Origin of the sequence: Streptomyces sp. WELS2 (genome assembly GCF_013870595.1) — a bacterium.
GTDB lineage: Bacteria > Actinomycetota > Actinomycetes > Streptomycetales > Streptomycetaceae > Streptomyces.
In genome coordinates this window covers 1-12,284 of sequence record NZ_JACBWZ010000121.1, presented here as the reverse complement: position 1 = coordinate 12,284, position 12,284 = coordinate 1, and the positions used below count along the sequence as shown (strand labels likewise).

12 protein-coding genes are annotated in these 12,284 nt (G+C 69.3%); 6 read left to right on the top strand and 6 right to left on the bottom strand.

All coding sequences use genetic code 11. From position 1 onward, the window contains the following. Positions 1-1,970 (top strand): AAA domain-containing protein (locus tag H5J33_RS10655; RefSeq protein WP_258564995.1); only part of this gene is annotated, 1,970 nt, incomplete at its 5' end. Positions 1,971-2,183: 213 nt separating this feature from the next. On the opposite strand, the gene H5J33_RS10650 is transcribed toward H5J33_RS10655, so the two are convergent. Beyond that, the gene (locus tag H5J33_RS10650; RefSeq protein WP_181794649.1) at positions 2,184-2,645 is read right to left on the bottom strand and encodes an ATP-binding protein; all 462 of its coding nucleotides are present in this window, start codon (positions 2,643-2,645) and stop codon (positions 2,184-2,186) included. Between the two features lie 211 nt (positions 2,646-2,856). Here H5J33_RS10650 and H5J33_RS10645 point away from each other — a divergent pair, with 211 nt between their 5' ends. Next, on the top strand, positions 2,857-3,288 hold the full coding sequence (locus H5J33_RS10645; protein ID WP_181794648.1) for an ATP-binding protein: 432 nt from the start codon (positions 2,857-2,859) through the stop codon (positions 3,286-3,288). A 119-nt stretch (positions 3,289-3,407) separates the two neighbouring features. Here the strand turns inward: H5J33_RS10645 and H5J33_RS10640 are convergent, their stop codons facing one another. Continuing rightward, entirely contained in the window at positions 3,408-3,773 is a 366-nt protein-coding gene (locus H5J33_RS10640; RefSeq protein ID WP_181794647.1) for a helix-turn-helix domain-containing protein, read from the bottom strand. A 105-nt stretch (positions 3,774-3,878) separates the two neighbouring features. Here H5J33_RS10640 and H5J33_RS10635 point away from each other — a divergent pair, with 105 nt between their 5' ends. Continuing rightward, positions 3,879-4,262, top strand: coding sequence for an STAS domain-containing protein (locus H5J33_RS10635; RefSeq protein WP_399552801.1), 384 nt, complete (start codon positions 3,879-3,881; stop codon positions 4,260-4,262). A 33-nt stretch (positions 4,263-4,295) separates the two neighbouring features. After that, the gene (locus H5J33_RS10630) at positions 4,296-4,538 is read left to right on the top strand and encodes a DUF5133 domain-containing protein (protein ID WP_181794646.1); all 243 of its coding nucleotides are present in this window, start codon (positions 4,296-4,298) and stop codon (positions 4,536-4,538) included. 129 nt (positions 4,539-4,667) lie between these two features. Here the strand turns inward: H5J33_RS10630 and H5J33_RS10625 are convergent, their stop codons facing one another. From H5J33_RS10625 to H5J33_RS10615, 3 genes are all read right to left on the bottom strand, one after another. Further along, the gene (locus H5J33_RS10625; RefSeq protein WP_181794645.1) at positions 4,668-5,903 is read right to left on the bottom strand and encodes an IS701 family transposase; all 1,236 of its coding nucleotides are present in this window, start codon (positions 5,901-5,903) and stop codon (positions 4,668-4,670) included. A gap of 51 nt (positions 5,904-5,954) precedes the next feature. After that, a complete protein-coding gene (locus H5J33_RS10620; RefSeq protein WP_181794652.1) occupies positions 5,955-6,110 on the bottom strand; it encodes a hypothetical protein in 156 nt (51 codons plus the stop codon). 594 nt (positions 6,111-6,704) lie between these two features. Continuing rightward, a complete protein-coding gene (locus tag H5J33_RS10615) occupies positions 6,705-8,186 on the bottom strand; it encodes a glycosyltransferase (protein ID WP_181794644.1) in 1,482 nt (493 codons plus the stop codon). Positions 8,187-8,675: 489 nt separating this feature from the next. On the opposite strand from H5J33_RS10615, the gene H5J33_RS10610 reads away from it, so the two are divergent. Together H5J33_RS10610 and H5J33_RS10605 are read left to right on the top strand one after the other, a co-directional pair. Continuing rightward, positions 8,676-10,001, top strand: a complete 1,326-nt coding sequence (locus tag H5J33_RS10610) for a DUF6056 family protein (RefSeq protein ID WP_309485373.1) — start codon at positions 8,676-8,678, stop codon at positions 9,999-10,001. 251 nt (positions 10,002-10,252) lie between these two features. After that, positions 10,253-11,434, top strand: coding sequence for a ricin-type beta-trefoil lectin domain protein (locus tag H5J33_RS10605; RefSeq protein WP_181794643.1), 1,182 nt, complete (start codon positions 10,253-10,255; stop codon positions 11,432-11,434). A gap of 416 nt (positions 11,435-11,850) precedes the next feature. Here H5J33_RS10605 and H5J33_RS10600 read toward each other — a convergent pair. Further along, positions 11,851-12,284: DUF4232 domain-containing protein (locus H5J33_RS10600; protein ID WP_181794642.1), on the bottom strand; the 434-nt coding region annotated here is incomplete at its 5' end.

Below are 12,284 nucleotides of genomic sequence, written 5' to 3'. Positions count from 1 at the left end.
AACTGACAGGGCTGATGTCCGGCATCGCGCTCACGCGGGAGGAGATCGCCTCCCGGGAGCAGGCTCTGGCCTCGGCCCGGGCGGTCGCCGGATCGGCCGCCGACGCCGTGACCGCCCTCAAGGACAAGACCACCGAGCTCGAACGGGCCGTCGTCCGGGCCCTCGACGCCGCGGAGCTGACCGCCCTCGCCCAGCGGGAGGACTGGCCGGCCCGCCACGCCCGGGCCGAACGGCTGCGTCCGCAGGTGGCGGCCGACACCGCCGGCCGCGCCGCTCTGGAGGAACGGTTCCGGCAGGCCCAGGAGGAGTACGAACGTCTCTCCCGCAACGCCCAGGGCGAGATCATCAAGAACGCCCGGCTCGTCGCCACGACGCTTGCGCGGTTCCGCACCAACAAGGCGGTGTTCGAGGGCCCGTACGACGTCGTCCTCGTCGACGAGGCCGGTGCGGCGACCCTGCCCGAGGTCGTCCTCGCGACGGCGAAGGCGACCCGGGCGGCCGTGCTGCTCGGTGATTTCATGCAGCTCGGCCCGGTCGTCGAGGAGCAGTTGAAGGACCTCGGCCGCCCCGACGTGAAGCGCTGGCTGCTCCCGGACGTCTTCGAGCACTGCGGCATCCGCGAACCCGCGGACGCCCACCGGCACCCGGCCTGCGTCACCCTGACCGAACAGCACCGGTTCGGCCCGGCGGTGATGCGGCTGGCCAACTCGCTGGCCTACGGCGGAACACTGCGGGGCGGCAAGCAGACCGTGGCGCCGAGGCCGCCCGACGACCCCGAGATCGTCGTCGTGGACACCGACGGACTGCACGAACTGGCGCGGCCCCACCTGACCGGCCGGCGCAGCGGCTGGTGGCCGGCCGGCGCGCTGATCTCCAGGGCGCTCGTGGAGTACCACCGCGCGGAGGGTGAGGAGGCGGGCATCGTCACGCCGTACGGCACTCAGGCGGACGCGACCCTCGAGGCCCTGCGGGACGTGGAGAGCGGGGGCGGCGCCCTGGCCGAAGTGGGCACGGCGCACCGCTTCCAGGGACGGGAGTTCCCCATCGTCGTCTTCGACACGGTCGAGGGCGCCGACGGCCGGGACCTCTGGATGTCCCTGGCCCACCGGGGACCCGACGCGTCGGACTGGGCACGCAACGGCGTACGCCTGTTCAACGTGGCGGCCACCCGCGTCCAGTCCCGCCTCTACGTGATCGGCAGCTGGGAGAGAATCAGCTCCGCACGCGACGGCAGGGCCTTCTCCCATCTGGCGGCACTGGTCGGCACCGCCGGCGTACGACGGTTGCGGGCCAGCCATCTGATCACCCCGCCGCACGAGAAGGAGCGGCACCTCGGCGGATTCGGAACCGCGCTCGCCGATGTCCTCGCCCGGCACGTCGAGGTGACGGGCATCGACGACGAGACCACCTTCTTCAGCACGTTCGAGGACGAGATCCGCGGGGCCCGCACCTCGGTCTGGCTGTGGGCGCCGTGGGTCGCGAACCGGGTACGGGGCATCCTGCCGCTGTTGCGCGAGGCCACCGGACGCGGCGTACACGTCACCGTGTTCATCCGCGACGACACGGACCAGCTCCAGGCCCGCCCGGACAACCAGAGCCTCATCGCCGACCTCCGTGCCGTCGTCCACACCGTCGTCCCCGTCAACGTCATGCACCAGAAGATCGCGGTGATCGACGAGCGCACGGTGATGATCGGCAGCCTCAACACGCTGTCCCAGTCGTGGACCCGGGAGGTCATGGTGACGATGCGCGGCGGCCACTTCGCCCGCAAGCTGCTGGAGCACGAGAACGCCCGGCTCTTCGCCCGGCCGCCCAGGTGCGCCCGCTGCGGCGGCACGAGCATCGAACTGCGCCGCCGCAAGAACGGCACCTGGTTCTGGCGCTGCTACGACACGGTCTGCAAGACGGGGGCGAACGGCCGGAGCAACGCGTGGAACAAGGACGTACGGATGGGCGGGACCGGGAGCTGAGGGCATCTCACACGACGGCGTGTCAGACCTCCCCCCGACCACGCCCGGCGGTTCGGAGGCGCGGGAGCGTCTCCCCGCCGGCCTCCGGCCGAGCACCGGGACAACGGCATGTCCACCGGGGCAGACGATGCGATGCGGAAGACATCCGCTGTCCGGCCGGTTCCAGAGGCCGTGGGGCGGTCCGATACGCGGTAGGGCCGGGAGATCCGGTTTTCAGCCGGACGGCTCGTCCGTGAGGGCCAGGCGGGCGGTGACGCGCTTGCCGACCGGCTCCCGTGTGACCTCGAAGCTCTGGCAGAGGGCCATGACGATCTCCAGGCCGTGCTGACCCACCCGGCCCACGTCGGCGGCACGAGCCACCGGCAGTACGGGATCGGAGTCCCACACCTGGACCTCGATCAGATCGCCCGTGATCCGCAGGTCCATCACGATCGGGCCGGCGGCGTACTTCTGCGCGTTGGTGACCAGCTCGCTCACCACCAACTGCGTCACCTCCACGGCCCGCCGGGAGACCGCGACACCATGCTCGGCACGCATCCGGGCCAGGAACCCGGCAGCCGCGTGACGGGCACTGGCGATGGACTCGCCCTGCCCGTCCAGAGCCACCGCAGCGCTCAGGAGAGCGTCATCCAAGTGGGCCGCCACGCCATCCTCGCCCACCAAGGTCCGTACCATCCGCCACCGCCTCCGCCAGTGAGATTCCGGAGCCCTGATACCCGCGATCGGGCCGGGCACGCCAGGACGACGAAACTGTCGGCCACGCCACACCACGGCGGCGCCTCGTACGGCGGCGGGCATGGCGCGGAACGTCACCGCCGGTTCACGTTGGGCCGCCGCGTACCGGGGCAGACGGGACAGGAGACCGTCGGCGGCTGGAGGAGGAACCATGACGGACGACTCATCCATGCGAGCTGTCGGGTGGGCGCGCTCGTTGCCGATCAGCGCCGGGGTGAAGGAGGCCAGGGACTGGACGCGTGCGCATGTGTCCGCACTCGGGTGGGAACGGACCGCACCGGCTCTGGTGGACTCGGTCGTGCTGGCCGTCTCCGAGCTGGTCACCAACGCCCATGTCCACGCCCACAGCGCCGCGCAGCTCATCCTCACCTGGGACGAGCGCTGTCTGCACGTGACGGTGCACGACGCCTCACCGCGGCTGCCCGAGCAACGACGCACGGATCATCGCGCCCTCGGGGGGCGCGGGCTGCTCCTGGTCGACGCCCTCGCCGACGACTGGGAGGTCCGCCGATGCCCCCGCGGCAAGGACGTCACCGCCTGCTTTCAACCGCCCCCGCCGGCGGAGGGAACACAGGAGGGGTGACGCCTCCGACAGCGACGCCGTTCCCCCCATTCGGGAACGGCGTGGCCAGGGCGCGGCGCCGGCCCGGTCGGAGGGGTGCCGACCCCTGCCGGCCGGCGGGACCGGAACCCCGCGAAGCGCTACTCGCTCGTGCCGCCGGCGGTGGCCAGCGGGGCGGGCCGACTGCCGGGTTCCCCTATGCGGTCGGTCTCGTCCCGGACGAGCAGGGAGAGCAGTGCGGCCACGGTCAGCCCCGCTTCCGCCGGGTGGCGCAGGACCTTGTCCGGTTCGACGCGGTAGGTGTTCGTGCGGCCTTCGCGCGTGTGGGAGAGGTAACCGTCCTGCTCGAGGTCGGAGATGATCCGCTGGACGGCACGCTCGGTGAGCCGGCAGTGGGCGGCGATGTCGCGGATCCGGATGTTCGGGTTGTCGGCGATGGCCGCCAGTACTCGCGCGTGGTTGGTGATGAACGTCCAACCGGTGTGAGATCCAGGCACTGCAACCATGCACGGCATTCTACTGACCCGCTTTGCCTGACAGCTAATGCATGACATACTTTTCGCGCTATCGGAAGCGTGTTCCATGCAGGGGAGACGCGGGAGGAGCCGAGGGTGTTTGTGGAAGAAGAGGTCTCGGACCGTCCCGACGGCGTCGGCGGGGCACCGCCCCGGGTCTTGGACCAGGCCGAGGTGGTGCAGTTCGAACGCTGTGGCACCTGGGTCGTCAGCGCGCGCGGGTCCTACGACATGTGCTCGATCGAGCCTTTGGCGGAGGCTCTGGGCACCGCGGCGAAAGCGCACCGGAAGGTCGTCCTGGACGCCTCCGGCATCGCCTTCGGGGATTCGACGCTGCTCAACCTGCTGATCCTCACCCACCACGAGACCGATCTCCGTGTGGCGGCGCCGACGCGGCAGATCCGAAGACTCCTGGAGATCACGGGGACCGACACGTTCCTGAAGGTGCGGGCGACCGTGGAAGAGGCCGCTGCCTGCTAGCACTCCCTGATACAACCCGGAGGAGGTATCCCCGTGATCGTTCCCGCCGAGAAGGAACTGCGCGAGGCGCTGTCCCGATTCGCCCAGGCCCGCATCGCACACGATGTGCACCCCACCGGCTCCACGAGCAGGGCGCTGGAAGACGCCGTGTACACACTGCGCGTGCTGACCGGGGCCCACACCCTTGAGCAGGCTCTGCTCACGGCGGACACACTGCTCGACAAGTACGCCGACCGCACGGACGCCTCCCGGGAGAACGAGACACTGGCCGCCTAGTAGTGCTTCGTTAGGTTCTGGGCTGTCTGCGGTTTCTCCGAGGGCTGGGCAGGGGTCGTCCGCAGGTGGCGCAGGTACCGGTCCAGCACCTCAGCAGGTCCTGAAGAGCGTCGAGGACCTGGTAGAGGGTCAGGCCGGTATGCGGGCTTTTGGGTCGTGCCGCCTGAGGGTGAGGAAGGCTTGTGCGGTGGTGACGAGGGTGACGTGATGGTGCCAGCCGCGCCAGGTGCGTCCCTCGAAATGGTCCAGTCCGAGGCCGTGCTTGAGCTCGCGGTAATCATGCTCGATCCGCCAGCGCATCTTGGCCCACCGCACCAGGTCAGCGACTGGTGTGGTGGCGGGCAGGTTCGATATCCAGTAGTCCGTCGGGGTGTCCTGGCCGTCCGGCCATTCGATGAGGAGTGTCTGGACGGGCAGGACGCCGTCCCACTGGTTGCGGCCGCCGCCGGCCTCCTGAGCTGCGGCCAGGGACTGCTTGCCCGCGGGCCGCACGGTCAGCACCGCGAACCGCGAGGTCATCGCGCCTTTGCTGCCCTGCCTCCAGGTCACCTCGGTGAACTGCTCCGCACCCGCCTGCGCGGCGAGGACGCAGACGGCTCGCGGTGGGGTGCGGTAGCGGGGAAGGGTGGGTGGTCCGAGCCCGCCATAAGCAGGCTGGTGCGGCTCGGCATCCTCCAAGTGAGCGACTTCCTTCCCGTTCAGGGCCAGGACATAGGACAGCCCTCGCGCCTGGAGGCCGAGCCGGAACGGGGTACTGACGCCGTAGCCGGCGTCGGCGACCACGACCGGCGCCTTCAACTGCCACTCGGCGAGCGTGTCCAAAAGGCCGAGCGCCAGACGCCACTTCTCCCGGTGCACCACGTCGTCGGGGACTCCTGCCCTGCGGCACCGGTCCGGCTCGTCCGTCCACTCACGCGGCAGATACAACTGCCACTGCAGCGGGCATGAGGCGGTGTCGGTGGCGGCATGGACACTGACCGCAACCTGGCAGTTCGCCCGTTTGCCGACCGCTCCGCAGTACTGGCGGGCCACACCCACCGACGCGGTGCCGCACTTGGGGAACGACACGTCGTCGATCACCCACACCTCAGGGCGGATGGCCTCGCACAACCGCTCAGCGATCCGCCGCCTCACCGGTAAGGGATCCCACGGCGACTGGTTCACGAACTGCTGCAGGGCCTGCATGTTCCCGTCCGGCAGACGCTCGGCCATCGGCTGGATGGACTTGCGCCGGCCATCGAGCATCAAGCCTCGCAGATAGCACTCGCCCCACCGCCGCTGATCCCGCCGCGGAAACGACCCGAACACATCGGCAACGAACTCCGCCAACTCGCCCCGGAGCCGTTCCACTTCCCCCAACCTCACTCCAGGAAGCTGCCCACTATAGCCGTGATCACTCAACGTAACGAAGCACTACTAGGAGCCGTCCGGCGGATCATGTGCCTTCTCCAGGGTGCCCCGGTCGAGCAGGTCGTCGACCTCGCCACCGTGGCCCTCCGGATCGGTGACCGACCAGTGGTGCGGGGTGGCGTAGTCGGCTCCTTCCCTCCCGGCACGGCGGGCGAAGTCCATGACGCGGCTGTCGGCGACGACCCGTGGATCAGGTGTCTGTGAAAGGTGCGGGCACGGTCATCGTGAGGCGCTCCTCGACAGGCTTTTCCCGGCGGTCCGCCGGGGTGGCAGAGGGCTGTGCGGGGTGTGCGGAAGGGACGTGCGCCGTCAGCTCACGGACCACCGCGGGGAAACCCGGATCGTCGTCCCGCCGCCCGCCCGGCCCCGGCGTGAGCGGCCCGCAGGTGCGCGCGCACCTCTTGGTGCTCCGTGCGCTCCCTGTCCGCGTACGCCCACCACGCCACCGCCAACGGCGACTCCGGTTCCCGCTCCGCCCACTGCCGCAGCCGCGGAAGCGCTGACGGGTGCCGGCCTGTGCGTGAGGAGCCGGGCATGGGGATGGCGGCACGGGTGCGGTCCGCACGCGAGCGGGCGGTGCCGGTGGGTACGGCGCTGGGGCGGTGGCGGTGCCGGGGGCACCGGCACACGCGAACATCGTCGGGGTGGGCAACGCCGCCTCCGGCAACAGCTGGGAACATCGCGCTCCCAGGAAGCTGACACGGACGCCTGGAGACGGGCGTTCAGCGGTACGCGTGAATTCCCGCGGCCTGCGAGCTACTCCCGCCACGCATCAACCGTCTGTTCGCGCCCTGTGCCGGCCGCCGCGTTGTACGGTGCGGCCGAGGGCCGGCGGCCCCGGGCGCCGGAGACGATCGCCCAGCGGGCCAGAAAGAAGGAAAGCGGGGTGGCCACGATTCCGGCGATCACGGCGGCGATGTTCTTGTTCAATCCCAGCGTGTCCACGGCGAGGAAGAGCAGGAGTCCGCTGACCAGCATATTGACGATGCTCGACAGAGGATAGCGGACGAACGCACGCCAGGTCGGTTTCGTGCGGAGCGTGATGTGCGTGTTGAGCAAGAATGATCCGACCACGCTCACCGCGAAACCGATTGAATGGGCGACGAGGTACGGCAGCCAGCTGTTGAGGGCGATGTAGACGGTCAGGTATACGGCGGTGTTGACGATGCCGATCGCGGCGAAGGTGAGAAACTGGCGCATCGTGCGCGCTCCGCTCCTCTTCTTCGGCCCGACCGCCGAGTATTCGGGCCCCAGCCGGTGCGCCCCTGTGCGTCGCACGGCGGTCGCGTCGGCGGGCTGCGAGGGTGGCGGAGCGTCGGACGTCGCCCGCACGATATAGGGTGGGCGGCCTTTCGCCTCGTAGTAGATGCGCCCCACGTACTCCCCGACGATGCCTGCCGTGACGAGCTGGATTCCGCCGAGCGCGATGACGACCGTCAGCAGGGTGGTGTAACCAGGCACCTCCACACCGTGCAAGGCAACGTTCACGATGGTCCACAGCGCATAGACGGCCGCGGTGAAGAACAACGCGAGACCGGCGTAGAAGGCCAGCCGCAGCGGACGGTTGTTGAATGAAATGAGACCGTCGATCCCGTAGTTGAGGAGGCGCCTGCCGCCCCATTTCGATCGGCCGGCCGCGCGATCGACGTTGTGATATTTGAAACTGACGGTCTCGAAGCCGATCCAGGCGAAGATTCCTTTGGAGAACCGGTTCGTCTCCGGCATGGAAAGCACGGCCTCGACAGCCGATCGCGACAGCAGTCTGAAGTCTCCCTCCCCATCGATGATGTCGACGTCCATGCCGTGACCCATCACCCGGTAATAGGCGGAACTGATCAGGCTGCGCAGCGCGCCGTCTCCCGCACGGTCGCGGCGGGCAACGACCTGGTCGTAACCGTGCCGGCGCAGTTGCAGCATGTGCGGGATGAGACCGGGCGGGTGCTGAAGGTCGGCGTCCATGAGGACAACAGCCTCGCCGCGGGACATGCGCAGTCCGGCGAGGATCGCCGCTTCCTTGCCGAAGTTGCGGCTGAAGGAGGTGTAGCGGATGCGACGGTCCCCGGCAGCGAGGGCGCAAAGGCATCGAAGGGTGTCGTCGCTGCTGCCGTCGTCGATATAACAGATCTCGAAGGTCTGCCGTGTCGCCTCCAGGACGGACAGCAGGGCGGCGTGGAATCTGCCGATCACCTCCTCTTCGTTGAAGCACGGGACGACGACGGAGATGCTGCATTCTGGCATACGGATTCCCGGCGAGTCGGGGCAGCCTCAAGACCGTTCCCTGCGCCCCGTCCGACGCGTCTCGAGCGAAGACCTGCCTCGTAAAAGTCACATTGCTGTGAACGACCATGCACTCCGCCGGGCCGCCCGGCGACCCCTTGGCGTCGAGCGGGTGAATCACCTGACCGTTTCACCCGTGTGCCACGGCGGACTGCGCTCCCTCGCGCCGAGTGGCAAGCTGGACGTACCAAGCGTTTCCCTGCCGCACTCCTCGTCCTGTTCCTGCAGCGCTCCGGAAAAACGCCGATGAACGGGGGTCACGTGCGATACCCGCCGGAAGGGAGAACGGGCGTGGGCATGGAACGCCTAGCGGGAAGAACTGTCCGGGGGCAGCGGGTCGAAGACGCCCTGAACGCGGGCATGCCGGTGAAACGGGGACGCTGGTGGCCGGTATTGCTCTGTGTCATTCCACTGGCTCTGCTCGTCTACGCGGCTTGGACCGCCCGCTGGGTGCGGCCCAGCGGTGACGACTGGTGCTTCCTGCCCGTGGTCCGCGACGGCGGGCTGTCCGCCATGGTGGACAAGTTCTATTTCAAGGACAACGGGCGCGTCGTCAACGCCGTGCTCGTATGGACCTACGCGCGCTTCGGCATCGCCGGACAGCAGTGGTTCGCGCCGGCCAGCGGAGTGCTGATTCTGCTGCTGCTGTGGGCGTTCTGCGCCGCCGCGCTGCCTGCCACGGAAAGAAGGCTGCCGCGCGGAACAGCGTTGTTCACGGCGGCCACGGTGACCGCCGTCTTCCTCTTCGGCTCCCTGAACACCTACAAGACGTTCTACTGGCCGGCGGCGTCCGTCTCCCACACGCTGCCCCCGGTGTTCGCCTGCGCAGCCGTCGTCCCGGCCGTGCGGGCCGTCTCACCGCGGGGCCGCGCCTTCGCCTTGTGCGTCGCCGGCACGACGGGAGCAGCACTGGGGATGCTGTCGGAGGAGACCACCGTGGTCGCACTGGTCGCCCTCGGGTGCACGCTGTTGATCAGCGGCCGTGCCATCCCCGCCGCGCGGCGCCGCTTCGTCCGCTTGTGGTGCGCGGTCGCCATCGCCGGCCTCGTGGTCGGAGCGCTGATCCTCTACACGTCGCCCGGTGCGCTGCACCGCCGCCAGTCGAAGGACGCGTCAGCCCTGCTCGACCCCAAGTCCCTGTGGGAGTCCGGGTACGGATTCGCCCACATCGCTTGGACGTGTCTCACGTCCTGGCCGTACCTCGGAGCGTTCGCCGGCGGCCTCGTCCTGGGCTGTCTCCTCGTGCGTGTCTCTCCTGAGCGTGTCACCCGCGCGAACAACGAGGCGCTGCTGATCCGATCGTGCGTCGTGGTTCTCCTGGTCGCCGGCTACGCCTGCACCGTCATCACCTACCCCGTCTTCCATGCCGGCGTGATGACATCGACGCGCCTGTGGAACGACTACCTGCTGCTGTACGTCTTGTTCCTCGTCTACGCGGGCGCGGTCACCGCCCGCGCGTGGCACCGCCCAGGCCGGCGCCCAGCCACCGCGCTCGCCACAGGAACGGCTGTGTACTGCGTCGTCTGTCTCGGCCTCGCGACATCGCTCACGGAGCTGAACTCCGACATGGCCGCGCGCGCCCGCGCCTGGGACCGGCAGGACGCGCGGATGCGGTCCCAGGCCGCGGCGGGGGCCCGGGTTCTCCCGTACAAGCGGCTCCCCATCAGGAAGATGACCGAGCCGTTCGGCCAGGGTGGTCGCAAAACGTGGCCGGCGCTCTGCGTCGCGCGCTACTACAAGGTCCAGAACATCACGAACGCGACCGGCAAGCGCTGAGCCGGTGCGGAGCGCGTGAGCGGGAGGGTCCGCGCCCAGGAGAGGTCGAGCACGTGAGCAGGAGCCCCGGGAGGAAAAACGCGATCTCCGCTCCCACAGCGTTTTCCGTGGCCGTCCTGTGCCTCTTTCTCGTCGCGGGGCCGGCCCTGCTCGGCGTACCGTCCCTCCAACCGCCCCGGCAAACCGGTCACTCCGGATACGTCGCCCGACGCGATGCGTACGGAAAGCCGTCGGGCCCCTGCCTGCGGGAAATGATCGGCGTGGCCCACGAGGACGATGACCTCCTGTTCATCAACCCCCAGATCCAGGAGCTCATCACCGCGCGATGCCCCCTCGACGTGGTGTACCTGACCGCAGGGGACGCCGGGAAATCCTTCAGCCGCAGCCCCTACCCGAAGAGCCGCGAACACGGCATGATCGCCGCCTATGCGGCAATGGCGGGTTCCGGGCAGCACACCGTCACCAAGACCATCACGGTCAACAACCACCACATCACCTCCTTCTCGCTCCGTGAACGACCCGAGATCCGGCTCACCTTCTTCCGGCTGCCCGACGGGCTTCCGACGGGGAAAGGAAGCTCCCGCTACCGGCACGAGAGTCTCCTGAGGCTTTTCCGCGGCCAGATCTCCGGAATCACCACGGTCGACTCCTCGACGCGGTACACGGAACGATCCCTCATCGCGACAATCACCGCTCTGGCCAAGCGGTGGAAGACCGAGCGCATTCGCACCCTGGACTTCGACAACGCTTCCTTCGGCCACACGCGCACACGAGGGGCGGACCACAGCGATCACGGAGTGACGGCGCGGTACTTCCGCATGGCGGGTTTTCCCCTGCATCTGCGGGGCGGCATCATCGCATACCGCGGATACCCTATGGCGCTCCTGCCGGACAACCTCGCACCGGCACGGGTCCGGGCCAAGCAGCGGATCTTCGAGACGTATCTGCACACGGTCTCCTGCGTGCCGCCGCGCTGCAACGCGTCCCCCTCGATCACCCCCGCATACCGGAACTGGATGCACCGGCAGTACCCCCGCCCCCGGCAGCGTGCCCGTCCCGGCGCGATCGTCTCCCAGACGGGCGGCGCGGATCTCTGCCTCGAGGTGGCGAACAACCTGCCGGGGACGGCGGAAGGCGCCGTGCGGACCGCCCGCTGCAACGGCGGTGCCCAACAGTCCTGGCACAAGCTCCGCGCAGGCCGATGGCAGTCCGGAAAGGCTCACGGAGGCTGCCTGACCGCCGCGCCGTCCCCGCGTGTCTCGCCCTGCGACAGCAAGGCCCCTGACCAGCGGTGGCGGATGAATCCCAGTGGACAGCTGGTCTCGGGCGACGCCTGTCTGATCCAGGACGACGCGGCACGGAGCGCCCCCCGCCTCCACCTCGGATCGTGCCCGCCGGTGGGACCGGAGAACACCTGGCTCTGGCGGCCGTGACCCGGCGGCGACACGGGGGTCTCCGCTCCGTGCTTGATGTCGTTGACCCAGTTGTGCGGGGAGTTGTCGAGCGCGGACTGCGAGGCTGCCTGGTCGGCGAAGGTCCACACGTGGACGGCGGTGATGCCCTGGGCCGGGCCACCCCAGGCCAGGCGCTCGCCGTAGTCGGCCCGCTCGACGGTGGAGGTGACGTGCAGTCCCTCGGTGCTCCAGCGGAAGACCGGGCCTGGGCGCGGGCGACCGGGAGTGTCCTCGACCACGGCGTTCGCGTCCGGCTGCCACGACGGCCGGTTCGCTACGTCGGCCTGCACCTTGCAGACCGTGTGGAGCGGCGATGTTGCGAGGACGGTGGCCCGGCGCTTGGGCCACGCCTCCTCGGCCGCCCGAGCGCGGGGCATCGGTCGTGTCGCGCCCGCTCAGCCCGCCGGCACGGCGTCCGCCGGGTTCGTGTGCCAGTTGGTCACCACGGGCTTGTCCACGACGATGTTCCCCACCGGCAGCGAGACGGGGTGGGGGTCGCCGTCGCTGACGGAGGCGATGACCGTGCTGTACTCGGTGCCGTTGTCGTCGTTCGTGGTCTTGGGGTTCACGCCGGCGTAGACGGTGGTGCCGCCGCTGAGGGTGATCTCGCTCCCCACGGACTGCTCCGCGGGATGGGCCTGCGTACCCCCGGAGCCGAAGGCGACGACCGGCAGCCCCGCGGGCAGCACACAGGTGATACCGGGATTCGCGCTGACACTGATCTGGATGTAACCGCCGGCCTGGGTCATCGACTTGGCCGACCAGCGCAGGTCGTTGGACCCGCAGCTCTGGCCGTAGCCGGTCTTGTCGGCGGCGGCACCGTCGTCGG